This window comes from Kitasatospora sp. NPDC056138 (genome assembly GCF_042264695.1).
Taxonomy (GTDB): domain Bacteria; phylum Actinomycetota; class Actinomycetes; order Streptomycetales; family Streptomycetaceae; genus Kitasatospora.
In genome coordinates, this window is the sequence record NZ_JBHJVK010000016.1 from 89,516 (window position 1) to 115,975 (window position 26,460).

At 74.6% G+C, this 26,460-nt stretch carries 5 protein-coding genes; all 5 read right to left on the reverse strand.

What is annotated here, in order from left to right:
* Window positions 1-174: 174 nt before the first annotated feature.
* Window positions 175-1,443, reverse strand: a complete 1,269-nt coding sequence (locus tag ACFC1R_RS13370; RefSeq protein WP_375937486.1) for a beta-ketoacyl synthase N-terminal-like domain-containing protein — start codon at window positions 1,441-1,443, stop codon at window positions 175-177.
* Window positions 1,440-1,688: a phosphopantetheine-binding protein gene (locus ACFC1R_RS13375; protein ID WP_375937489.1), complete on the reverse strand. Its 249-nt coding sequence runs from the start codon at window positions 1,686-1,688 to the stop codon at window positions 1,440-1,442. The genes ACFC1R_RS13370 and ACFC1R_RS13375 overlap by 4 nt, the downstream gene beginning before the upstream one ends.
* A gap of 122 nt (window positions 1,689-1,810) precedes the next feature.
* A complete protein-coding gene (locus ACFC1R_RS13380; protein ID WP_375937492.1) occupies window positions 1,811-3,046 on the reverse strand; it encodes a hydroxymethylglutaryl-CoA synthase family protein in 1,236 nt (411 codons plus the stop codon).
* Complete coding sequence (locus tag ACFC1R_RS13385; RefSeq protein WP_375937495.1) at window positions 3,043-3,273, reverse strand: hypothetical protein; 231 nt, start codon at window positions 3,271-3,273, stop codon at window positions 3,043-3,045. Before ACFC1R_RS13385 ends, ACFC1R_RS13380 begins: the two co-directional genes overlap by 4 nt.
* Entirely contained in the window at window positions 3,270-26,441 is a 23,172-nt protein-coding gene (locus ACFC1R_RS13390) for an SDR family NAD(P)-dependent oxidoreductase (protein ID WP_375937498.1), read from the reverse strand. The genes ACFC1R_RS13385 and ACFC1R_RS13390 overlap by 4 nt, the downstream gene beginning before the upstream one ends.
* Window positions 26,442-26,460 lie beyond the last annotated feature (19 nt).

The window sequence follows — 26,460 nt, forward strand, 5'->3', positions numbered from 1 at the left end:
GTGCTTGTCCGCCCGCGTGCCCACCTGCTTGTCCGCTTGCCCGCTTGCTTGCTTGCCTGCTTGCCCGCTTGCCTGCTTGCCTGCTCAGCCCGCACGCCGGGGTCACCCGGCCGTGCCTGAGCAGCCCGCCCGGACGGACCGGTACACCTGTACCCGGGTTTGCCGCTGTCCGGCTCAGGCGTCCGGACGGGCCAGCAGCAGGCTGGTGTTGAAACCGCCGAAGCCGAAGCCGTTCGACAGCGCGAACCCGGGTCGGGCGCCCTCCGCGGCGGTGCCCGCGAAGCGGTACCCCGGGTCGATCGGGCGCCGCAGCCCAGGGGTGGGGTGCACGAAGCCGCGCTCCAGCTGGAGGACGGTCGCCACCGTCTCCACCACGCCCGCCGACGCCAGGCAGTGGCCGGTGACGGCCTTGGTGGAGTTGATCCAGGGTGTGCCGGCCTCGTCGCCGAGGGCCAGCCGCAGTGCCGCGAGCTCGGTCCGGTCGCCGAGCGGCGAGGCGGTGCCGTGGGTGTTGACGTAACCGATCTCGCGGGGGGCGAGACCCGCACGCCGCAGGGCCGTCCGCATCGCGCGGGCCTCGCCGGCCGCCGAGGGATCGGCGAGCTGGTTGCCGTCCAGCGCGCTCCCGTAGCCGCGCAGGACCGCGCTCGCCGCCCGGCCCCTGGCCCGTGCGGAGGCGGCCGACTCCAGCACGACCACGGCCGCGGCCTGGCCGGGGCTGAAGCCGCGGTGGTCCGCGTCGAACGGCGCACCGGGCGGCGGGGTGCCGGGCGGGCCGACGGCAGCCATCGCACCGAGCGTCAGGTAGCCCCGGGTCTGCAACGGGGAGAGGTCGACGAGGGCGCCCACCACCAGGCAGACGTCCACCGCGCCGAGCTCGACCAGCCGGGCGCCGGTGATGACGCCGAGGTTGCCGCTGGCGGAGCCGCCGCCGACGGTGCAGCCCTCGCCGGTGATGCCGAGGATGTGGCTGAGGGTGCCGACGTGGTCGGTGTCCTGGTGGTGCAGCGCGTAGCGGGCGGGGAGGAAGGCGGGGTCCCTCCGGTAGCGGGGGCGCTGCTGCTCGGTGTGCTGCTCGGTCAGGTTGTTGCCCGCGACGACCAGCCCGATCCGGTCCGGGTCGGCCGGGGCCTCGTGCAGGCTCGCCGCCTCCCAGGCTTCGAGGGCCGCGGCTGCGGCGGCCCGCAGCGGCCACGGGGACCGCCCGGCCGCCCGGACCGCCGTGCCCAGGACATGTGCCGGGAGGTGGCGGGCGGCGACGGCGCGCTCCAGCGAGAAGCCGTCGACGGGGGCGGTCAGGGCGGGCCCGTCGGCCGTACCGGTCGGGCGCAGCCCGTCGGCGCCCGCCGCCAGGGCGTCCGCGAAGCCGTCGACGTCCTGGGCCACCGAGCAGACGATGCCGAGGCCGGTGATCCCGGCCGGGGCCGGCGGCCGGCCGCTCACGCGTGCTTCAGCATGACGTCCACCAGGGTCGCGAGGTCGTACCCCTGCTGGAACTCGTGCACGGGTACCACGATGCCGAGTTCCTCCATGGTGAGGGTCACGATCTCGGCCCGGTCGATGCTGTTGCAGCCGAGTTCCGAGAGGGTGCGTTCGGCGGCGAAGGCGGCCGGGTCGAGCTCGGGCACCACGTCCAGGGCGTTGCGCCGCAGGGTGTCGAAGACCTGGGTTCGGGTGAGGGCGCTCACGGATACTCCTCTCGGGCTGGCCCGGGGCCGGCCGACGGGGGTTCGACGGGGGTTCGGCGGGGTTCGGCGATACGCATCCCGCGGAACGGGTCCGGCGGAATCGGTCCGGATCGGACCGTCCGTCAGATCCATTCGTAGCGGCGGTGGTAGTCCTCGATCGCCGCCAGGGCGAGGATCTTCGGGCGTTCGGCGACGCGGTCCAGCAGGGCCAGGTGGGGTTCGTGGTCGACCCGGCGGTGGCGGTCCGGGTGCAGACAGCCTCGGTTCTGGTCGAGCAGGGCGTCGTACTCCGCGAAGGTGAGGCGGCCCCGGCCGGCGATGCGCTCGGCGATCCGGGCCTCGGCCAGGGCGGCGGTGGAGTCCGCGCCGATCACTCCGCTGAAGAACTCCGAGGAGCAGCCGGAGCCGTACGAGAACAGGCCGACCCTGGCGGGGGCGGCGGGCCGCACCTGGTCGATCAGGGCGGCCAGGGCGAGGTAGAGCGAGCCGGAGAAGAGGTTGCCGACCTCGCCCGGGTACACCAGGGACGGCGCCACCCTCCGGGCGAAGTCGGCTTCCACCTCCGGGCCTGCGGCCGTGCCGAGTTCGCGCATCATGCGGCGGTGGCCCGCCTTCACCATGCCCGCGAAGGGGGTGTGCATCGCCAGGTGGTCGAAGGTCCGGACGAAGTCGGCGTCCTCGACGCGGGAGCAGTAGTCGGCGAAGCTCCCGCCGAGGCACTCCAGGTAGGCGAGCAGCGAGCGGTCGACGTCGGCGATGTCCAGGTCGGGGGCGGGCCGGGCCGAGTCCAGGGTCTCGAAGCTGTAGGTGCCGAAGGCTCCTTGGTCGACCGTCAGCACCCGTGGCTCGTCCCCGACGAGCATCGCCACCGCGCCGGTGCCGGTGGCCGGTTCGGCGTACTCGGCCCGTGCGTCGGCCAGCGAGACGTCGGTCGCGACGACCAGTGCCTTGGCGCCCTCGGAGAAGCCGGAGGCCGTCTGGGCGAGCGCGAGCTGGAGGGCGGCGGTGGCCGAGTAGCAGGCCTGCTTCATCTCGACCAGACGGCAGTTGCGGCCGAGACCGAGGTACCGGTGGACGTAGGAGGCGATCGACTTGCTGTAGTCGATGCCGGATTCGCTGGTGGTGACGAGGAGTTCGACTCGGTCCCGGATGTCGGGCCCGAGCCGGTCGAGCAGCGGGGCGGCGGCGTTCACCGCGTTGGTGACCGGGTCCTCGAACGGCAGGGCGACCGATCGCCGGCTCATGGTCAGGTTCCCGAACCGCCCGGCGTCCAGGCCCCGGCCGGCGAAGACGTCGGACGCCGGGATCTGCAGCAGCCCCGGGTGGACGTCGAGTGCTTCGATGCCGATCGGCCTCATCCGGGCCTCCTCGTCGTCGTGGCGGTGGTTCGCGTGGCGGTGGTTCGCATGGAGGTGGGCAGCGTGGAGGTGGGCAGCGTGGAGGTGGGCAGCGTGGAGGTGGGCAGCGCGGAGGTGGGCAGCGTGGAGGTGGGCAGCGTGGGGGCGGGCAGCGTGGGGGCGGCGGGCAGCGTGGGGGCGGCGGGCTGCGCGCCGGCCGTGGCTCCGGCTGCGGCGGTTCCGTTCACCGCGCCGGCTCGTCGCCGCCGGTGCCGATCCGGCCGAGGAAGTCCGACAGGGCCCGGTTCACGGCCTCGGGGCTGGTCACGCTCGGGAAGTGGCCCGCGTCGGCGATCTCCTCGAACCGGGCGTCCGGGATCAGACCGTGCAGCAGGTGGGCCGTCTTCAGCGGCACCACGCAGTCGTGCCGGCCCTGAAGGACCAGTGTCGGCACGCCGATCTCCGGCAGGCGGCCGAGCAGGTCGGGTTCGGCGGCGAACAGGTCGAGATAGCGCAGGCCCAGGTACGGATCCATGCTCTCGCAGCGGAGCAGGTGCGCGGTCAGCTCGTCCCGCCGGACGGCCACCCGGTCGGCGCCGCCGGCCGTGATCCGGTCGAAGTCCTCGGCGACGATCCGTTCGAGCCGGTTGACCTCCCCCGTGCGGTTGGCGTACTTGAAGGAGCTGCAGATCAGGGTCAGCGAGGCGGTGTCGGCCGGGTTGGCCAGGGCGAAGTTCTGCGCGAGCAGCCCGCCGAACGACGCGCCCACCACGTGCACCGGCCTTTCCAGCAGCCCGAGTTCGGCCAGCACGCCCCGGTAGAGGCGGGCCAGACCGGGCAGCGTGAGGTCCTCGGCCGCATCGGTCGCACCGACCCCGGGGTGATGGACGACGACCACGCGGTAGCGGTCCGCCAGGGCGGCGAACTGGTACGCGAACAGCCCGGCACCGATGTTGAACGGGTGCATCAGCAGCACGGTCGGCCCGCTGCCGCGCAGGAGGACCTCCACCCGGCCGCCGGCAGCGTGGACCAGCCGTCGCTCGGTGCCCGGCGCGTGTTCGCGGAGCAGGGCGAAGTTCTCATCGGGCGGCAGGTACCCCTCATCCAGCAGTTCCCGGACGTCCTCCGGCACCGCCTCGGCCGGCTGGTACTCGGCGAGTGCCGCGTCGCTCGCGCCGTGCGGCGCGGTGACGGACACCAGATCGTCCGGCGAGACGGGCCCTTCGAAGAGCGTGACGAGCCGGTCGGCCGCGTCCGCCACCCGGTGGCGCGCCATACCCACCGGCACGGCCAGCCGGATGCAGCAGCGCATCCGGTCGTCGCCGCCCGCCAGCTGCGGGCCGCCCCGGATCCCGGTGTGCCGGTAGATCCAGGCGAGACAGGCCGCCACCGGGTGTCGGAACCCGTCGAAGCGCGGTACCCGGGCCACGTCCAGCACCACACCGTGGACGGACGGTCCCGGTACCAGGGGCACCCCCGCCTCCTCCAGCCGGCTGCGCAGCAGCGCGACGTTCGCCGTCCGCTCCCGGACGAGGGCGGCGACCCCGGCGGTGTCCGCCAGGGCCAGGGCAACCGCACGCCGGGCCGCCAGGTTGAGCTCCGGACCACGCACCGAGACGCGCTCGGCCAGCCGGGCGGCGACCTCGGGCAGCCGGGTGGCCACCAGGCCGCCCTGGTCCACACCGAAGTCCTTGGAGAGGCTGACGGTGACGGCGTCGGCAAGGCCGAGGATCTCGCGGACGATGTCCCAGACCTCCCCGACGTCCGGAAGGTCCGAGGTGGCCAAGGTCGCCGAGGTGGCCGAGGTGGCCGAGGTGTGACCGGCCGCGCCGGTCGCGTTTGCCGTGAGGAGGACGGCGTTGTCGACCAGTCGGGTAGCGTCCAGCACCAGTGGCACGCCGTACCGCCGGCACAGATCGGCCGCACCCCGGAGGTTGCCCAGCGACATCGGGCGGCCACCACCGGAGTTGGCCGCAGGTTCGAGGCAGACGAAGGAGAGCGCCGCCGAGCTCCCGGACAGGGCCCCTTCCAGCGCGACGAGGTCGACGTCGCCCGGGAAAGGAGCACCGGTGTCACCGGCCGAGGGCAGCGGCGGGGCGGGCGCGAAGCCGTGCTCGGCGAGGTTGAACAGCCAGGTCGGGAAGAGCGAGTTGTGCAGGACGGTGCCGGGCCGTCCGGGCCAGGACCGGCACAGCAGGGCCTCGGCCGAGCGCCCGGAGGAGGTGAGCCAGTTCTGCTCGAACGGCAGCCACGGCACGACGGCCGGACTGGCGTCGGGCGCGGTGCGGAGGGCGGACCGCCCGCGCAGGTCCGCCATCCGCGCGAGCACCTCCGAGTCGGAGCGCTCGGCCCACGAGTCGGTCAGCAGGTCGGTCTCCACCTCGGTGTGCTCCAGGCGCACCGGGTTGTGCCCGTTCGCAGCCAACTGCATTGTGCGGTGCAATACTCGGCCGTCCTCCGGGGCCGGTCGCCGCAGGACGGCGTCCGGACGAGCGGCAACCGGCAGGTCTGCAACCGGAAGGCCGGTGCCCGGAATGTCTGCAACCGGACGGCCGGTACCCGGACAGCCGGTGGCCGGAAGGTCGGGCCCGAGTGGCTCCGGCGAGGCGATCATCAGGATCACGTCCGCCACATCCGTGGACTCCCCCTCGGCCGGGGTGCAGAGATAGATCGGCAGGTTGTCCGGGCGGAACTTGTTCTTGAACTGGAGGTTCCCGCTGCCGAAGATCCCCGCCGAGCGGAGCTCGGCCAGCGCCTTCTCAGCGGCAGGCGAGGCGTTGGGCGAGTCGCAGACCTTGCCGCCGAAGCTCGCTCCGAAGCTGAAGACCGTCGCCCCCTCGGCGACGAGCTGCCGGATGATCCGCACGATGGCGAACTCCAGACCGCCCAGCGGCATGTCCTTCGGGTAGAACTCCACGTCGAGCAGGTAGCCCGGCTCGGACGGAATCCTGGTCACCACGATCGCGTTGGCCAGCGTCCCGTCCAGGTGGGTCAGGAACACCCGGTGTCGCTCGGGCAGCCGCCCGGAGGTGATCTCCGCCCGCACGGTCCGCACGTACGGGTTGACCATCTGCTTGGCGTCGGCCCAGCTGTCGACCAGCGAGGCGATCCGGGCGTCCGTCGCGGGGTCGCTGCCGGACCGGTACTCCACCGTCCGCGCGTCCCCGGCCTTCTCGAACTTCTGGACCATGTAGCGCAGCCTGCTCATCCGGCCGCCGGAGAGGGTGAAGGAACCGAGGTCCGCCAGCCGCTGCACCGCCCCGAACGGTGTCGCGTGCACCGCCACGCCGGCCACCTTCTCCAGCCGGACCAGCGACAGCAGGTTGGCCTGGCCTCCCGTCCTCCGGGCGAGCTCGAACCACTCCTCGGCAAGCTGCTCGAAGTAGCCGTCCGGCCCGACATAACTCCAGGCGAGCAGCGCCCGGCCGCGCTGCGAAAAGTTCAGGTAGCCCCGGCGCTCCGCACCGAGGAAGGCGTACGGCGCGATGTCGCGGCCGGCCAGGCCGCTCTCCCGGCCGTGCGCCTGCTCCAACTCCGCCAACAGACGGCGCAGCGCGGGGTCACCGCCCGGGCCGGCCTTGCGGACCACGGTCGGCCCGCCGTCACGGCCAGGTTCGTTTACGGGTGTGCCGAGGGGCACGGCCGCCGGAGCAGGGACGGCGACGGGCACGGCGGTGGACCCCGGGTCCACGGACGCGCCGTCCTGCGGCGCATCGGCGGACGGCTCACGGACGGACCGGACGGCCTCGGCTCCATGAATGGCGGTCAGTTCGGCTGCCAGCTCGGCGAGCGTGGGACGGTCGAAGAGCAGAGTCTTGCGCAGCGCGCCGAGTCGGTTCTCCAGGGCGCTGACGGAACGCAGCATGTCGAAGGAGGTGAAGCCGTTGCCGGCGAACGTCAGGGCCGGGTCGAGCACACGGCCGGTCACCTCGGTGAGAACGGCGGCCAGCGCCTGCTCGGGGCCATCGGGCGAGCCGGTGTTCGGCCCGGTCAGCCGTGCCGGCGGTGTTCCGGGGGCGGCCTGCGCGGTCCGGGCCGGCCGAACCGGTTGAGCCGGTCGGGCCGGTTGAGCCGGTTGAGCCGGTCCGGCCGGTCGGGTCGAGATGCCGGCGAGGTGGGCGGCCAGCGCGGCGGCGGAGTCGTGCTCATACAGGTCGGCCGCCTTCAGTTCGACCCCGTAAGCGGTGCCGAGCGCGGTGGCGAGGTCCATCCGGAAGATCGAGTCGAGTCCGAGCTCGGTGAACGGCCGGCCGGGTTCCACCTGCTCCACCGTCAGCCCCAGCAGATCGGCGACGGCGGCCCGGATGACCGCGACCGGATCACCCTGCGGCGGCACTGCGGGCTGATAGCCGGGAGCGGGTCTGGACTCGGGCGCAGGCTGCGGTACGAGAGGCCCGGGCGCGGAGTTGCCGAGCTTGGACGCGGGAGCGGGCGCAGGCACGGGTACGGGCGCAGGCACGGACGCGGGAGCGGGAGCGGGCACGGGCACCTCGGCTGCCCGGGCGGCCGGTGTGCCGGTCGCGGGCAGCGCGGCGAGCCGGACCGTGGGACGGCGGCGGCGCGTGGTCGGGCCACCGGAGAGACCGGTGGGAGACGGGGAAGGGCCCGGGGAGAGGCCCTGGGCGGGAACCGGCTCGCCGGCCGGCCGGGTCGGCTGGGACACCTCGGGCTCCGTCATCACTAGCGCACCGGACGCGGGCGGATCAGCGGGTCGAGCAGTGGGTCGGACAGCGGGCACGTGCGGGGAACCGGGTATGCGTGGGGTGTCGGACGCATGCGGCGTGGTGGGCACGGACGGGGTGTCGGGCACGGTGAACCAGTGGCGGGCCGGTGTGAACACCACCCCGGGCAGCGGCAGCCGCCGAGGGGGCCCGTCCGGGTGCAGCGCGGCCCAGTCCACCTCGGTGCCCTCGGTCCAGGCTCGGGCCAGGTCGTCGGGCTTGCTCAGCAGCGCGGGGGCGAGGGCCCGGCCCGCCGCCCTGCGGACGGTGCCCCGGTGGAGGACATCGAGGCCAGCCGCACCGGCCGCCGCCGCCCGCAGCAGCGCCGCCGCCTGCCGCACGTCGGCGGCGACCAGGGCCAGCCGCTCGGTGAGCTCCTCCCGGCCACTCTGCAGGGTCCAGGCGACCCGGCGCAGGTCGGTGCCGGACCCGGCCTCCAGGTGCGCAGCGAGCCGCTCGGCGGAGCGGAGCAGTGAGCCCGGATCGCGCGCGGACAGCGGCAGCACCTGCGGCCCGGTCCCGGACCGCGCTGGTTCACGGTCGTCCGGCACTCGGTCCGCCGGCAGGGCTCCAGCCGGCACGGCGTCGTCCGGTACGGCGACCTCCGGCACGGCGTCGTCCGGCCCTCGGCCGTCCGGCGCCCGGTAGGACTCCACCACCACATGGGCGTTGACCCCGCCGAACCCGAAGGAACTGACCCCGGCCCGCCAGGTGTCCCGGCCTTCCTCGTCCTTCCGGGGCTCCCACGGCTCGGTCTCGGTGTTGATCCGCAGCCCGCCGTCGTCCAGCCGCAGGTACGGATTGGGCTCGGCGAGGTGCAGGTGGGCCGGCCGGATGCGGTGCCGGAGCGCGAGCAGGACCTTCAACAGGCCCGCCATACCCGCCGCAGCCTCCGCGTGCCCGAGGTTGGTCTTCACCGAGCCGATCGTGATGACCGGCAGTTCGGCCGACCGGGTGCCGAACTCCTCGGCGAGCCTGGCGAGGGCCTGCCGAACGCCCTCGATCTCGACCGGATCACCGAGCCTCGTCCCGGTGCCGTGGGCCTCCAGGTAGCCGACGGTGGCCGGGTGCACCCCGGCGTCCCGGTGGGCCTGGACGATCACCTGGGCCTGGGCCTCCGGATTGGGCGCGGTCAGCGACGGCGCCTTGCCGCCGTGGTTCACGGCGCTGCCCCGCAGCACGGCATGGATGTGGTCACCGTCCGCCTCGGCCCGGTCGAGCCGTTTGAGCACCAGCGCGCCGACCCCCTCGCCGCGCGCATAGCCGTCGGCGTCCTTGTCGAAGGTCCGGCACCGGCCGCCGGGGCTGAGCATCCCGGCCCGGGTGAACGAGGTGAACAACCCGGGGCTCAGCGCCAGGCCCACGCCGCCCGCGACGGCGAGCTCGCACTCGCCGTCCGACAGCGCGCGGATCGCCCGGTGCACGGCGACCAGTGAGCTGGAGCACGCCGTGTCGACGGTCTCGCTCGGCCCGTGCAGGTCCAGTTGGTGCGAGATCCGGTTGCACAGCACCGAGCGCGCGATCCCGGTCGCCATGTGCGCCTGGACGTCGAGTCCGTGCCGGGCCATCAGCTCGCCGTAGTCACCGGTCGCGATGCCCGCGAACACGCCCGTCGCGCTGCCGGCCAGATCGGAGGGCCGTTGCCCGGCATCCTCCAGTGCCCGCCACACGACCTGGAGGAACAGCCGGTGCTGCGGGTCCATCAGCTCGGCCTCACGCGGCGAGATGCCGAAGAACGCGGCGTCGAAGCCGGCCACGTCCGCCAGGAATCCGCCACGGACCGCGCGGGTGCCCGGATCGGCCAGCAGCTCGGCCCGGTCGGCCGGGACCGGCCCGGTGAGGTCGACTCCGTCCCGGAGATTGGTCCAGAAGACTTCCAGGTCCGGCGACTTGGGAAAGACACCGGCCATACCGATGACCGCGATCCGGCGGCCCCCGCGCGCCGGGGCATTCGGGGCACTCGGGGCGCTCGGGGTGCTCACAGCGCTCGGGGCACTCGGGCCACTCGGGGACGCCGGGGCGGCCACCGGCTCGACGGGTACCGGCGCTTCGAGGGGCGCCGACGCATCGACAACGGTGGGGGGCTCGCCGACGGCAGTCGGTACGACACCCGCCGTGGGTGCCTCGGGCCGACCGCCCGGCGCATCGGCGACCGCTGCGGGGTGGCGGCTCACCAGGTAGCGGGCCGCGTCGTGCAGGCTCGGCGCCTCGAAGAGGACGGTGGGCAGCAGCTCCAGCCCGTAGCGTTCGTTGATGCGCTCGACGAGCTCGGTGAGCGAGATCGAGTCGAAGCCCAGCTCCAGCAGCTCGATCCGGGTGTCGATCTCGTCGATGTCCACCATCAGGAACTCGGCTGCCATGCCGCACAGTTCGAGCTCCACGGCCTCGACCCGCCGGTCGCCCGTGGGTGCGGGTGCCGCCCCCGGTGCGGGGACCAACGCGGGGGCCGATACGGGGGCCGAAGCCGGTGCGGGGACCAACGCGGGGGCCGATACGGGGGCCGAAGCCGGTGCGGGGGCCGATGCGGGGGTCAGGACGGGAGGCGGTGCCGGTGCGGCTGCGGACGGCTCCCGGGTCGGCAGCCCCTCGACCGCCGTGACCACCGTCTCCGTCCCCGTGAGTGCCCGGCGGAAGACCGCGAGTCCGGTCTCGGTCCGCATCGGGAGCATCGACCACCGTCGGGCGAACAGCCGCAGGGTGGCCTGGTCCACCGTCATGCCGCCGTCCTGCCAGAGCGGCCAGCCGATCGCCACACTCCGGCCGGAGCGCAAGCCTGCCGAGCGCCAGCGCTCACGGGTCGCGGCGAAGTGGTTGAGGAAGGAGTTGGCGTACGCGTAGTCGGCCTGGCCCAGGTTCCCGGTCTCGGCGGTCACCGACGAGAACAGCACGAAGAAGTCGAGCGGGTCGCCGGCGGTGGCGCGGTCCAGGTGGAGCGTGCCGCCCACCTTGGGTGCGAGCACCTCGGCGATCTCGGAGTCGGTCTTGCGGACCGCCCGGGCATCCCGGTGGACCCCCGCGGCGTGCACCACACCGTGCAGGTCGCCGTACCGGCGGTGGATCTCGTCGATCAACTCCCGGGTGGCTTCGGGCGAGCCGAGGTCGGCGCGGCGGTACCAGACGGTGCTGCCGTCGCGGCCGAGTGCGCGGACCCGCTCGGCCGTGTCCTCGTCCAGCGCAGAGCGGCCCACCAGCACGAGGTTGACCGGCGCCTGCGCTGCGAGGAAGCCGGCGAAGATCAGGCCTAGGGCGCCGGCGCCGCCGGTGACCAGGTAGCAGCCTCCGGGACGCAGCTCAGGACCACGCGGCTCACGGCGCGGACCGGAGCCATGCGCCGGTTCGGGTTCGGCTTCCAGTTCCGGTTCCAATTCCGGCTGCGGCTCCGACTCCGGCTCCGGTGTCTCCTCGTCGAGCTCGCGGACCAGCCGGTCCGTTCCGCACAGTCGCAGTTCGGAGACCCCCCGGCCCACACCACGTCCGGCCTCTGCGGCGAGCAGTGCCGCGATGGCGCGCGGATCGCCCTCCGTGGACTCCAGCTCCACCCGGGTGGCCGAGAAGGTGCTGTGCTCCAGGGCGAGCGTCCTGAGCAGTGCTCCCAGCGCAGCGTGCTGCGGCTGTTCGGCCGCCGGTCCGTGCACCACAACAGCGTGCAGCGGCCCGGTGCGGTTGCGACGCAGCAGAGCGGTCAGTGTCCGGAACAGGCTGGTCAGCGACTGCCCGGCCACCTGATCGCCGGCCGCCGGACAGTCGGACGGGGACGGGGAGAGTGGCGTGTCCGGACAGGTCTGCATGACCAGATCGGGCAGCCGGCGCTGCCGCGCGAGCACGGCGAGCAGCCGCTCGTACTGGTTATGGTCCTGCCACGCGAGGGTGTACTGGTCTGGACCGGTCTCCGCGAAGGCGGCTCCCGGTGCGGCGGTGATGACGCGGTTCGCGCCGCGCCGGACGAGTTCGGCGGCGAGAACGGTGCCGTCGAGCGTGTCGTCGGCGTGCAGGAGCAGGACGGTGCGGCTGTGGAGTGACGACTCGTCGGCCGGCTGCGGCCGCCAGGCGGGCCGGAGCAGCCGCAACGCACCGACCTGTTCCGGCTCGGCGGCCCTCTCGGCCCCAGCGGTCAGCTGCGGTCCGGTGACCGGCGGCCGTCCGGCGGCCTGCGTCGGGGGCGCGCTGGTCTCCGGCACGGCGGTCTCCGATGCAGCGGAGGGTCGGGGCTCGGCGGCGGGTCGGGGCTCGGCGGTGGGTGTCTCGATCCAGAAGCTCCTGCGCTCGAAGGGGTAGGTGGGCAGCCGCACGGCGCGGCGCGGTGCGCCCGGCCAGAGACGGCGCCAGTCGACCCGGACGCCGGACGTCCATGCGGCTGCCAGGGTGTCCAGGTCGGGGCGGGCCGCCCGTCCGGCGACGTCCCATGCCGGTTCCTGTTCCAGATCCTGTTCCTGCGCCTGCCCTGCGGGTGTGGCACTTCCGGTGTACACCCGAGGGTCCTGTGATCCGGCGGCGAAGGCGCGCAGCAGGGTGGCCAGCCCCTCGGCGCCGTCCTCGGCCGGAACGCGGACGGCGAGGCGTTCGGCCATCGCCCGGCGGCCGAGCTGGGTGGTCCTGGCCAGGTCGGCCAAGTAGGCCGGGTCGGTCGGGTCGGTCGGGTCGGTCGAATCGGCAGCAGATTGGTCCGCCAGGAATTCCGCGAACCGGGCTGCCATGTCGACGAGTTGACCCCTGGTGCGGGCCGAGAGCAGGACGAGCTGCTCCTCCCTGCCCCCTGCACCGGCACCGGCACCGACTGCGGGTGCGGGTGCGGGTGCGGCTGCGACCTCGGCTGCGGGGTCCGTCACGGAGACGTCCCCGGGCTGCCGGAGGTACTCCTCGACGACCAGGTGGACGTTGGCACCACCGGCCCCGAAGGAGCTGACCCCGGCTCGGCGGGGCAGGGTGACCGGCAGCCCGTCGGCTCCGGTCCGCCGCAGCGGGACCCAGTCGGCCGGGCCGGGCACGGGGGCGAGTCCGTTCCCGGCGAAGTCGATCTTCGGGTTGGGGGTGCTGAGGCCGACGGCGGGGGCGAGCCTGCCATGCCGCAGTTGCAGCAGCACTCTGGTGAGGCCGGCGATGCCCGCCGCGCCCTCCAGGTGGCCGATGTTGGCCTTCACGGAGCCGACCGCACAGAGCCCCCGTCCCGGTCGGGCGCCGTCGCGAAGGGCGCGACCGAGGGCGGCGACCTCGATCGGGTCGCCGAGCTCGGTTCCGGTGCCGTGCGCCTCGACGTAGCCGATCGTGTCCGGCGCGACCCCCGCGCGGCGCAGCGCGTCGGTGACCAGCGCGGCCTGGGCGTTGGGGTTGGGGACGGTGTAACCGCCGGTCTTCCCACCGGCGTTCATGGCACCGCCTCGGATCACCGCCAAGATCCGGTCGCCGTCGGCGACGGCCCTGCCGAGCGGCTTCAGCAGGACGGCGCCCACGCCCTCGCCCGGCACGATGCCGTCCGCCGAGGCGTCGAAGACCTTGCAGGCACCATCGCCGGAGAGCATGTTCATCGCGCTGAGTGCCACGTGGTGGGACGGGTGCAGGATGAGGTTCACCCCGCCCGCGACGGCCATCCGGCATTCGCCGCGCCGTAGGCTCTCGCAGGCCAGGTGCACCGCCGTGAGCGAGGACGAGCACGCCGAGTCGACGGCGAAGCTGGGACCGTGGAAGTCGAAGAAGTACGAGACCCGGTTGGCCAGCGACCAGTACGAGGAGTGCGCACCCGCAAGCCGGCCGTGCTCCCAGGCGGTGGCGCCGAGTTGGCCGTATGTCCCGTACATGGTGCCGACGAACACACCGGTGGACTGCTCGTGCGTGTGTTCGCCGAGATAGCCGGTCTCCTCCAGCAGGTTCCAGGCGGTCTCCAGGAAGAGGCGCTCCTGCGGGTCGATGTCGGCCGCGTCCCGGGCGAGGATGCCGAAGAAGGCGGGGTCGAACCGGTCGACCTCCTCCAGGAACCCGCCCCAGCGGGAGTTGGTGCGCTGCGGGCGTCCGCGTCGGGGGTCGTAGGTGGACCGCCAGTCCCAGCGTTCGGCGGGCACCTCGGTGACGGAACTGATGCCCGCCGCCAGGTTCTGCCAGAAGGCGTCGAGGTCGCGGGCTCCCGGGTAGCGCCCGGTGACGCCGACGACCGCGATCGCATCGGCAGGCGGGTCCGAGGCGTCGGCGGAGCCGGTCGGGACGGGAGCGGTGCCCGGGGTGCCATGGGTGACAGGGGTGCCATGGGTGACAGGGGCAACAGGGACGGGCGGGGAGGCAGGGGCAACCGGGGAGACAGCGGAGACAGCGGCAGCCCGAGCTGCGGGGGGAACGGGCGGCGCGAGCAGCGTCGCGAGCCGTTCGGCGTGCTCGGCCGCGAGGTGGTCGGCCAGTTGTCCGATCGTCAGGTGCTCGAAGAGCAGGGTGGCGGGCAGGCTGCCCAGGTCCCGCTCGAACCGGCCGACGATCTGCAGGCTCACCAGGGAGTCCACTCCGAAGGTCTCGAAGGTGGCGGCGTCGTCGAGATCCGCCTCACGATGCTTCAGCACCTCCGCGAACACCTGCCGGACGTACCGTCGCACGTCCGCGCCGCCGGGGCGGTCGGCCGGGGCCGTCGCTCCGGCCAGCGGGCGGGCGAGGATCACGCACTGCTCGCTGTCGTCGCCTTCGCTCCCCGGGGTGCCCAGGACCTCCTCGGTGCGCAGGCCGGCGGCCGACAGGGCGGCCCGCCACTGCGCGGGGCCGAGCAGCGGGGCGTCGGCGAGCCGCTGCTGCGGATCGGTGAAGCGCCACCAGCCGCCGGTCAGGCCGAAGGTGAGCGTGAGGAAGTCGGAGGCCCGGGTGACCTCGTTCACCAGCAGCAGCCCGTCCGGCCGGAGCAGGGCGCCGGCGTGCCCGAGGGTGCGGGTGATCGACTCGGTGGCGTGCAGCACGTTGGTCGCCAGCACCACGTCGTAGCTTCCGGGGGTGAAGCCCTGGCCGAGCGGGTCCCGCTCGATGTCGAGCAGCCGGAAGCGGGCAGAGGGGTGGTCGGCGCCGAACGTCTCGCGGCCGTGCGCCAGGAAGGCCGGGGAGACGTCGGTGTAGTCGTACTCCAGGGTCGCGCCGGACCGGGCGCAGGCCGCGAGGACGGCTGCCGAACTGCCGCCGGTGCCCGCACCGATCTCCAGCACCCGGGCCACCGGACGGTCCGCGCAGGCGCGGCGCACCGCCTCGGCCGTCCGCTCCGCGAGCAGCGCGTTGAAGTGGTCGACGATCGGCTGGCCCCGGTAGACGCCCTCCACCAGGCTCATCGAACCGCCCGGGAACAGCACCTCCATCGGGCTGCGGCGACCGGCCAGGACGTCTTCGAGGGCAGCGGTGCAGGCCGAGAGCAGTGCCGTGTGCGGGGCCATCTCCGGGTACCGGCGGGTGAGGTCCGCCAGGTCGGCCGCAGGAGCCGGGCGGTCCGGCCGCAGGGTGACGGTGTCGCTGTCCAGCAGCACCGCACCGGCCCGGTCGAGCAGGCGCAGCAGCACGTCGAACAGCGGCCGGTGCCCGTCCAGGACCCCGAGGTCGGCGCGCAGGTCGGCGACCCGGACGGGTGTGCCGGGCGGGTGCAGGAGGTCCCAGCCCTCCGCCAGCGCGGCGGCCAAGTGGCGGGCGGCCGAGTCGAGTTCGGCGAAGGCGCGGCGGGCCCGGCGGACGGGGCTGTCCTGGCTGCCGTCGAGGCCCTCGGAAGCACGGACGGCCGGAGCGGGCCGCACCGGGACGGGCTCGGACTCGTGCCACGGCACCCACCCGGAACCGGGCTCGTGCCGTGGCACCGACGCGGAAACGGACCCGGACTCGGACCCCGGCGCGGACTCGGAACCGGACCCGGGCTCGGCCCCCGGCACGGACTCGGACTCAGCCGCAGCGGCGGTCTGCCGGGCGCCGGTCCGTGCCGGGCCGGGGGCGGCGGGTTCCACGCCGATGCCCGCCAGCCAGGCCGCCGAGGCCCGGACCACCAGTGCCTGCGGGACGTCTGCGGCAAGGAGCCGGGTCAGGGCGGCGACACCCTCGGACTCCTCCACCGAGCCGACCCCGAGGGCGGCCAGCCGCTCCCGGTGCCGCCGGTCTGCGACGGCGCCGGTTCCACCCCAGTAGCCCCAGTTGACCACCGAGGCCGGCACGCCCCGGCCGCGCAGCCAGAGTGCGTGGGCGTCCTCCCAGGTACTGGCGGACGCATAGTTGGCCTGCCCGGCGCTGTCCACGAAGCCTGCGGCCGACGAGAAGAACACCAGGAAGTCCAGCGGTTCGCCGGCCAGCGCGCGCTGGAAGGCGCGGGCCCCCGCCACCTTCACGCGATGCACCTCGGTGACGTCCGTCTCGTCGAGGTTGGCGAGCGAACGGTCGCGCAGGACGAGACCGGCGTGGAACGCGCCGTTGACCGGGCCGAGTTCGGCCCTGACCCGGGCCATCGCACCGGCGACCGCGCCGGGTTCGGCCAGGTCTGCGGTGAAGTACTCCACCCGGCCGCCGAGTTCGGACAGTTCGGCGATCCTGGCGCGCAGCTCGGGGGTCTCCGGAGTGCGGCCGAGCCAGGCGACGCTCGCGCCCGCCGTCCGCAGGAGGTGGCGGGTGAGTGCGGTGCCGATGCCGCCGGCGCCGCCCGCGATCACGTACACGCCGCCCGGACGGAACACCTCGGCCGTCCGGCCCTCGGGGAGCCGCAGTTCGCGGAACCCGCGGCGCAGCCGCCGCCCGCCGCGCAGGGCGACCAGGCGTTCGGTGCCGTCCTCGGCGAGGACACGGCGGGCGGTCGGGCCCGGCTCCGCACCCGGCTCGACGTCCACGCAGCAGACCGACCAGCTCGGATACTCCGCGGCCAGCGCGCCCGCCAGTCCGAACAGGGCTGCGCCGTAAGGGTCGAGGACGTCCGTGGGATCGGCCGCCAGGCAGCCCTCGGTGACGATCCGGATCTCCGTCCCGCCACCGGAACCCCGCTCGACCAGCGGCCGCAACGCCCGGAGCAGGCCGAGGGTGAGCCGGGTCGGCGCGTCGTCGGGCAACCCGGCTACGGCGTCGGTCAACCCCGCTGCGGCATCGGGCAACCCGGCTACGGAATCGGGCGCCCCCACTGCGGCATCGGGCAGCCCCGCTACGGCATCAGTCGCCCCCGGTTCGGCGCGGCCGACGAGGAAGTACAGCAGGTCCGGGGCCGGGCCGAGCGGTTCGGCCGGCGCGCCGTCGCCGTCCAGCCGCACGCTGCGGCCCTCCCCTGCCGGGTCGGCAACCGCCCTGGCCGCCAGGAGCGCCCGCGCGAGCGGCTCGGTGTCCGCGGTGTGCAGGACCAGCGCCCGACGGCCGGTGCCGGTGCTCCGGGGCTGCGGCGGCTCGACGGCCCGCCACTGCGGGACGAACAGCATGCCCCGCAGCGGGTCCGGCACCGGTCGCACCACGAATCCCTCCGCCCTGACGCACACCTCTCCCTGACGGTCGGTCACGGTGAGGTCGAAGGTGTGCGGGCCGCGCCGGACGGCGTGTGCCCAGCCGGGGCCGGTGAGCGGGGCGAGGACGTCGAGTCGGCCCAGGGCGAACGGGAGCGCGGGCACGTCGGCGGGGGCGCCGACGAGCACTGCGGCGGTCTGCAGTGCGGCGTCCAGCAGGGCCGGGTGCAGCAGGAAGCCGTCGGCGCCGGCGCTGTCCGGGGCGAGCAACTCGCCCAAGGCCTCGTCGCGCCCGTGGCGCACCTCGCGGAGCAGACGGAACGACGGCCCGTAGCCGATCCCCGCTGCGGAGAACGCCGCGTACAGCCGGTCGGCCGAGCGGCGGTGCGCGAGCCGGGCCGCGATCGTCTCCGGATCGATCCGCGCAGGCTGCGCCGGGTCGGGCAGCGCGGCGGCGAGCGGGGCGACGGCGCCCTCGGCGCAGTGCGGTGCGGCGGGCCCGTCTGCCGTCAGGACGAAGGTGCAGGCGGTGTCCGGGCCCGCCAGGCGCAGTCGCGGCCGGACCGGGCCGTGCACCTCGAACGGGCGGAGCCAGCGGACCGCGGAGAGCCGGAGGCGTCGGCTGCCGAACCGGCGGGCGGCGGCCGCGGCGGCCAGCTCCAGGGCCGCTGCGCCGGGCAGCACCGGCGTACCCGCGACGGTGTGCTCGGCCACCGGCCAGCCGTCGGGCCGGATGACGCCGTCCAGTGCCGTCCCGAGCGGGGGTTCGGGGGACGCGGCGGGCGCGATCCAGTGGCGGTCGGCGGCGAAGCGGTAGGTCGGCAGTGGGATCCGCCGGCCGCCGCTGCCCCCGGTGCGGCCCTTCCAGTCGCAGACGGCTCCCGCGACGTACGCGGCGGCGGTCCGCTCCGCTCCGTCCGCGTCGGCCGCGTCGGCCGCCACCGGTTGTGGAGCCGAGCTGCGTCGGCAGTTCGGGCCGTGCCCGCCGGCGAGCAGGGTCTCCAGGCCCGCACGCAATTCGGTGCCGTCGGCCGCCACGACTGCGGCCCGGACCGGCAGGTGGCGGCGGCCGAGCGCCATCGTCAGGGCGACGTCGCGAACGTCCGGCTCGTTCTCCAACGCCTGGGAAAGATCGGCTAGTTGACGGACCAGTCCGTCCTCGGTGCGCGCCGAGACGGGCACCACCACACGCTCGTCCCGGGGACCGCTCGGCCGCTCCGGTCGGGCCGGCGCCTCGGCCACGACCAGGTGGCAGTTGGTACCGCTGAAGCCGAAGCTGCTGACGGCGGCGATGCGGAGACCGCCCGGTCCGGGCTGCCAGTCGGTCGGGCGGGTCACCACGTAGAAGGGGCTCCCGGCGAAGTCGATCTTCGGGTTCGGGGTCTCGAACCCGGCCGTGGGCGGCAGCTCCCGGTGGCGCAGGGCCAGCAGCACCTTCAGCAGGCCGGCGACACCGGCGGCCATCGTGGTGTGGCCGATGTTGCCCTTCACCGAGCCCAGGCCGCAGAAGCCGGCCCGGCCGGTACCGGCCCGGAACACCTCCTGGAGGGCCTTGACCTCGATCGGGTCGCCGAGCTCGGTGCCGGTGCCGTGCGCCTCGACGTAACCGATCTCGTCGGGCGAGACCCCCGCCGCCCGGTGCACCCGTCGCAGCAGGTCGGCCTGGGAGGAGGCACTCGGCGCGGTGATGCCGTTGGTCTTGCCGTCGCCGTTGACACCGGCCGCGCGGATCACGCCGTGGATGTGGTCGCCGTCGGCGAGCGCCCGGTCCAGGCTCTTGAGCACGACCACCCCGACACCCTCGCCGAGCACGATCCCGTCGGCACCGGCGTCGAACGGCGCGCTGCGGCCGGTCGGCGAGAGCATGCCCGTGTTGCTGGTGCGGATGTGCATCTGCGGGGTCACCATCAGCGCCACGCCGCCGGCCAGGGCCAGCTCGCAGCCGCCCGACCGGATGCTCTCGCAGGCCAGCTGCACCGCGGTCAGCGAGGAGGAGCAGGCGGTGTCCACGGCCATGGTCGGACCGGTGAGGTCGAGGAAGTAGCCGATCCGGGCGGCGAGGATGGAGGGGGACGTACCGAGGAAGGCGTGTCCGGTGTCCGCCTGCCCGGCTTCGTCGAGCAGTCTCTGGTAGTCGCCGGCGCCGCAGCCGACGAACACGCCGCAGCGCAGCCCGCTGCCGGGCCCGGCCGCGTAGCCGGCGTCCGCCAGGCCCTTCCAGGCCTCCTGGAGGAAGATCCGCTGCTGCGGGTCCATGGCCTCCGCCTCCAGCGGCGAGAGGTTGAAGAACGCCGGGTCGAAGCGGTCGATGTCGTCCAGCAGGGCAGCCCAGCGGCTGTAGGTGCGGTCGGGCACCGTCCGGTCCGCGTCGTACCAGCGGTCGACGTCCCAGCGTTCGGGCGGGATCTCGGCGATGCTGCTGCGGCCGGACCGCAGGTTCCGCCAGAAGGCGTCCAGGTCCGGGGCGTCCGGGAAGCGGCCCGCCATTCCGATCACGGCGATGTCCCCGACACGGTGGGGCGCTGTGGCGTCGGCTGAGGGGGCGGGAACGAGGGCGGGGGTCTGCGCGACGGGTACCGGACGCAACGTGATGCGGGGGGCTGCACCGACCGTGGCCGGCGCGGCTGCGGACCGGGTGGTCGCGGGCCGGGCGACGACGGGTGCGGCCAGGGCCACCGGGGCGTGAGAGGCCGGAGCGGCGGGTGGCGCGGCTGCGGACGGTGGCGCGGCTGCGGAGAGCGGCGCGCGCTCGTCGGTGGGCGGCGGCTCCGGTGCGGTCCCTCGCTGCGCTCCGCTCCCGGGCTGCTGCTCCGGCCGTGGCCGGGCCTGCGGGCGCAGGGCCTCGGCGTGCAGCGAGCGCGAACGGGCGGCCGCCAGCAGCACGGCCTCGGTCAGCGCCCCGATGGTGGGGTGGTCGTAGACGGTCACCGCGTCGAGCTGGACGCCGAACCGGCCGCCCAGATCCCGGACGATCTCCACCGCGCCGATCGAGTCCAGGCCGAGCTCACTGAAGGTGAGTTCGGGGTCGATCTCCGTCCGGTCCAGATAGAGGACGGCGCCCAGGGAGCTCTCCACCGCCGACCGGACCTCCGCCGGATCGATCACGGGCCTGGCCTCCGGCACCGGAACGGGGTGGGCCTCCTGAACGGGTACCCCGACGGCAGGGGCAGCAGCGGCCTGGTCCTGCACCGGGACGGAGGCCGGGTCCTGCACCGGGGCAGGGGCCGTCGGATCGCTCCGACGGAACGTCCGTACCTTCTCGAAGTGCCGACGGACCAGTTCCAGCGACTGTTCGCCGAGCACCGCCTCGTGCATCCGCACCTCGCCCGAGATGACCTCCGGCAGGACGGCCAGCGTCCGTCCCGCCAACTCCGCCTTCAGGGTGCCGATCACGGCGGCGGGCTTGGTGGCGACGGTCCGCGCCAGGTCGAGTGCGGTGGCCAGCACCTGCTCACGCGGACGGACGGCCACGGCGGCCCCGCGCCGCCGGAGCTCCGCTCCGGTCAACGCCGATCCGGTGAACAGCATCTCGGCCGCCGTCGTCCGTCCGAAGCGCTGCTCCAGGATGTACGTGGCGCCCATGCCGGGGGTGAAGCCGTAGCTCACGAAGTTGGCGCTGTAGAGGCCCTCCTCGGCCATCACCACCAGGTCGCCGTAGAGGCCGAAGGCCAGTCCGCCGCCGGAGGCGTGGCCCTGGACGGCCGTCACCACCGGTCGGCTGCACCGCAGCAGCCCCTCGTACAGGAAGGACTCGTCGGTGAAGCGCCCGTGACCGGCGGAGAGCGCCTCCAGCGCCTCGGGGGTGGCGCCCATGCTGAACACGCCGCCGCTGCCGGTGAGCACCACCGCCCTGACGTCGTCCCTGGTCTCGATCTCGGCGAAGACCGCGCGCAGTGAGTCGAGCAGCCGGTCGGTGAACATCGTGCCGCCGAGGACGACCATCGCCACGCCCTGGCCGAGGATGCGCAGTTCCGCCTCGCCGTCCGCCGCAGTGACCGTTCCGGACACGGCGGTCTCCCCGGCCCCGAGACCGGTGGCCGTGACCGGGATCGTCGCCGTGGCCGGGATCATCGCCGTGGCCGCAACGGTCACTGCGGCGGCGGTGCCGGTGCCGGCAGGCGCCGCAGGTGCGGCCGCCGGTCCGGACCGGTGCCACTCCCCCACCCAGTAGCGCTCCTCGTGGAACGGGTAGCCGGGCAGCGCCACCCTCCGGGCGGCCGGGGCCCCGGCGGCCCGGCAGGCGTGCCAGTCGACCTCCGCACCGGCGACCCAGTGGGCCGCCAGCTTGTCCAGTTCGCCGGCCCGGTGCAGGACCGCCAGGTCGTCGACGAGCCCGTCCTGCCGGGCGGCGCTGCCCCGGTACTCGCCGTCCGCGGGCGGTCGGCCTGCCGCCAGCCGGCGGAGCGCCGCGCGCAGCGCGGGCAGTCCGTCGGCGACCGCCGCCCAGCGCTCCTTCATCGGTGCCCGGCCGACCTGGAGGGTGTGGGCGAGGTCCTCCGGACGGACGAGGCCGTCGGTCGGCGCCGCCGAGGCCGCGAACAGGTCGGCCAGCTCCGCGAGCGTGCCGTCCGGAGCGAGGCGCGCCAGGTCGTCGGGGGCGCCGGGCAGGGCGCAGAGCCGGGCCAGCCCGGCCGCGTCGACCCCGAGGTCGTCCAGGCTCTCGCCGCCGTCGAGGGCCTCGACAGGCACTCCGAGCAGGTCGGCGACGGCGCCGCGCAACCGCTCCCGGGCGGCGTGCCGCCGCTGCTCGGCGAGCGCGGCGGAGGCTGCCCCGCCGGCGCCGTCCGGGTCAAGGTGGGCCAGCAGGGCGGCGGCACGTTCGCGCAGCGCCCGGTCGTCGCGCGCGGAGAGCACGTAGAGCTGCGGGCCGGTGGCTGCGGGGCGGTCGTCACGCGGTTCGTGGGCCTCCAGGACGACGTGGACGTTGGAGCCGCCCGCGCCGAAGGCACTGAGGCCGGCCCGGCGCGGCCCGTGCTCCGGGCGCGGCCACGGCTGGACGGCGGTCTGCACCCGGAACGGCCCGTCGCCGAGGTCGAGTTCGGGGTTGAGCCGCTCGGTGTGCAGGCTGGGCGCCAGCAGGCCGTGCCGGAACTGGAGGAGAACCTTGGTCAGGCCGGCGATCCCGGCTGCGCTCTCCAGGTGGCCGATGTTGGACTTCACCGAGCCGATCGCGCAGGTGCCGGGCGCGTCCGCGGCATCGGCGAACGCCCGGCGCAGGCCCTCCAGTTCGATCGGGTCGCCGAGCGAGGTACCGGTACCGTGCGCCTCGATGTAGCCGATGGTGTCCGGTGCGACGCCGGAGCGCTCGACGGCCCGGGAGATCACCTCGGCCTGCGCGGCCGGGCTGGGCACGGTGAACCCGCTGGTCCGCCCGCTGTGACCGAGGGCGCTGCCCTTGATGACGCCGTGGATGCGGTCCCCGTCCGCGAGGGCGCGGGCCAGCGGTTTGAGCAGCACCGCGCCGACCCCCTCGCCGGGCACGTAGCCGGTGCCGTCCGCGCCGAAGGCCCGGCACCGGCCGTCGGTGGACAGCCACTGGCCCTGGGCCAGCTGGAGGTACTTCTGCGGATGGACGATCGCGTTGACGCCGCCGGCCAGCGCGAGGGTCGACTCTCCGCGCCGGATGCTCTCGACCGCGAGGTGCACGGCCGTCAGCGAGGAGGAGCAGGCGGTGTCGACGGCCATGCTCGGGCCGTGCAGGTCGAAGGTGAACGAGACCCGGTTGGCGACCGAGGCGTGCATCGCGACCGGCGCCACGCCGTCCTCGGCGGTGTCGACCAGCTGGTAGTGGTTCCACATCACGCCGACGAAGACCCCGACCGTCTCCCCGGCCAGCGCGGCGGGCGGGTGCCCGGCGTCCTCCAGCGCCTGCCAGCTGGTCGTGAGGAACAGCCGCTCCTGCGGGTCCATCCGTTCGGCGTCGCGTCGGGAGATCCCGAAGAAGGCGGGGTCGAAACGGTCGACCCCGGCCATGAAACCGCCCCACCGGCCGTACGTGCGGCCGGTCCGGCCGCGTTCCGGGTGGTAGACCGCCGCGTGGTCCCAGCGGTCGGCCGGCACCTCGGAGATGCAGTCGCGGCCCTCGACGAGGTTGGCCCAGAAGGCGTCCGGGTCGGGGGCGAGCGGGTAACGCCCGGCGAGGCCGATGACGGCGATGTCCACGGGGCCCGCCTCGGACGTGGCCCGACGGCCCTCCGCACGCTCCGTCGCAGCGGGTCGACGGCCCTCCGCACGCTCCGTCGCAGCGGGTCGACGGCCCTCCGCACGCTCCGTCGCAGCGGGTCGACGGCCCTCCGCAGGCTCGTCCGCCGCGAGCCGGCCGCCCTCCGCCGGCTCCGTCACCGCGAGTCGACGTCTCAGCAGGTCGAGGTCGCCGTGCACGGCGACCACCCGTGGTTCCGCACCGGCCAGGCACTGCCGCAGCAGCCGGAGCCCGTCGGCCGTGGACAGCGCGGCGAGTCCGGAGTCGGCCCGCGCGGGCTCGGCGGCCCCGGCCCGCATGCCGCCCTCGGCCCAGTACGGCCAGGCGACGGAGAGCGTCCTGCCGGTGCGGTCGGAGCGGGCGGCGCGGCGTTCCGCGAAGGCGTCCTGGAAGGCGTTGGCGAAGGCGTAGTCGCACTGGCCGGGGTTGGCGAGGGTGCCGGCGATCGACGAGAACAGCACGAACACGCCCAATTCCTGGTCCGCCGTGGCCCGGTCCAGATGGATCGTGCCGGCCACCTTCGGCGCCAGCACCTGCGCGACCCGTTCCGGCTGCTTGCGGAAGAAGACGGCGTCGTGCACCGCACCCGCGCAGTGGAAGATCCCGTCAAGGCGGCCGTGGATCTCCCGTGCCCCGTTCACGGCGGCCCGTGCACCGGCGGCGGTGGCCACGTCGGCGCACACGTAGTGGGCCTCACCACCCGCCCGGCGCAGGCCGTCGAGCAGCGCGGAGATCTCCGGGCCGAGCGGGCTGCGGCCACAGAGCACCAGCCGGGCACCGTGCCGCTCGGCCAGGTCCCGGGCGACGGCGGCGCCGATGCCGCCCGCTCCGCCGGTGATCAGGTAGACGCCGCCGGCGACCAGGGCCGGTGCGCCGCCGACCGTGCCGGACCCGGCCGCGGGCAGCGGGACCGGTGCATGACGGCGGACGGACCGGTGGCCGGCCCCGTGCCGGGTCTGCCGTTCGGCGGCCGGATCGGCCAGCTCGGTGAGGACGGCATCGGCGATGCGGTCGGCCGTGGGGCCGCCGAGCACCGCCGTGGTGCGGCAGTCGAGCACGGGCGTCTCCGCCGAGACGGTACGGGCGAGCGCGGCCAGGGCCTCCTGCTCCGGACGGCTGTCCTGGCCCTCCGGTACCGCGTGGACGTGCAGCAGCGTGCAGGGGGTCGCCCGTCGGCTGTCCACGAGGGCTGCGGCGAGCGTCCACAGCCGGGTGTAGCCGCCGAGCGGGCCGCTGTCCGGGCCTGCCTCCGGGTCCGGGCCGTCCAGCAGGACGAAGGCCGAGGCGTCCGCGAGGCGGGCGGCCAGTTCGGCGCAGCTCGCCCGGTCGGTGGGGTCGACGGTGGTCCCGTCCGGGGCAGCCGGGGCAGCCGGGGCAGCCGGGGAGCCCGTACGGACGTGGACGACCCGCCGCCCGGAACCGGCCAGACGGGCGCGCAGCGCGGTCGGCAGCGCGGCATCTGCTGACAGCACCACCAACGGCCCGCTGGCGTCACCGCCCGGACCGGCTGCGGCCGGCTGTTCGATCCACACCGGCCGGTAGCAGCCGGTGCCGACCGGGCCCGCGTAGGGGCCGGACTCCGTGTGGGGGCCGGACTCCGTGTGGGGGCCGGACTCCGTGTGGGGGCCGGACTCCGCACGCGGCCTCGACGGCGTCGCGGGCGCCGGGCGCCCGGCCGGCGGGACGGCCGTGCTCGCCGCCGTACCCGTCGCAGTGCCCATGGCCGTACCCGTAGCCGTCGCCGTAGCCGTCGCCGCCTGCGCGGACGGCAGCCGGACCGTGTGCTTCGCGGTCAGGTGCCGGGCCAGGCCGTCGATGTCGCTGAACTCGAAGAGCAGGGTGGGGTAGAGCCGCGTGCCGACGAGCGCCTCCAGCTCGCCGCTCATGGTCAGCATCGCGAGCGAGTCCAGCCCCAGGTCGTAGAAGCCGGTGCCGGTGCGGACGGACTCGGCCGGGCGGCCCAGTATTCGTCCGACCATGCCGCGCAGGTACTCGGCCAACTCGCCTGCGGTGGCGGGGTGTACGGAGTCCCTGCCCAGGCGCCACCCGCCCGGTCGCGGCGCGCCGACCGCAGCTCCGGCCGGTTCGACCACTGCTCCGGCGGGTTCGACCACTGCTCCGGAGACCGCCTCACCGACCGTCGAAGCTCCGGGGACCTCCCTAGGCGGGACCGGTGAGACAGCCGTGACGAGGGCCCGCTCCGGCTCCGCCAGCAGGCGGGTGATCAGCCCGGCGCTGCGGATCCGCTTGCAGCTGAGCTTGCTGAACCCGGCGACGAAGCGCCCGTGCTCGTCGTGGATCAGACAGTCGCTGTACTGGACGTCACCGGAGGGCGCCAGCACCTCCGGCTGCGGGATGTGGACGTAGCAGCGCCCGGTCGCCCGCCGGGGTGCGCGGAACTCGGCGATGTGCACCGGGATGAACGGGTTTCCGGGCGGCGGGAGTTGGCCGAAGGCGACGATGGTGGCCGCATCCAGCTTGGCGGGGTGGAGATGGAAGCGCTCCTCACCCGGGGCACTCTGCGGGTCCAGGTCGAGTTCGGCGAGCAGCCGGCCGCCGCCCTGGTAGAGGGTGCCGAAGCACTTCATCGGCGCACCGTGCTCGATCCGTTCGGCCCTGGCCTGCGCGTACAGCTCCGCCATGTCCCGCACCCTGGTCGCGGACGCCTTGAGCGCCGCCACCTCCAGATCCGCCGGCAGGGGGGCTTCGTCCCAGGCCAGGTCGGCCGTGAAGTGCGGCTTCCAGTCCGCCGGTTGACCGTCGCCGGGCCGGTCCCCGACGGGCTGATCCCCGCCGGGCCGGTCTCCGACGGGCCGGCTCAGCGCGGTGACCCGGCGTACCCCGTCCCGTTCCTCGGCGATACGCAGCCGCACCTCCAGGTCGCGGCCGTCCGCGGTCGCCATCGGGGCGGAGAAGAGGATGTCGCGCAGCACCGCCCGGCGCCAGTCCAGACCGCGGGCGTCGAGGATGCGCAGGACGATGTCGAGGAACACCGCCCCGGGCATCACCGAGACACCGTGCACCCGGTGGTTCTGCATGATGAAGTCGCTGTGCCGGAGCGTCAGTCGACATTCGATCTCACTGGTGGGCATGGCTGCACATCCCCTCGGC

Bases quoted from the DNA above. Each gene is read 5' to 3' on its own strand.
- ACFC1R_RS13380 (WP_375937492.1), bottom strand. From the start codon at position 3,046: ATGAGGCCGATCGGCATCGAAGCACTCGACGTCCACCCGGGGCTGCTG.
- ACFC1R_RS13390 (WP_375937498.1), bottom strand. From the start codon at position 26,441: ATGCCCACCAGTGAGATCGAATGTCGACTGACGCTCCGGCACAGCGAC.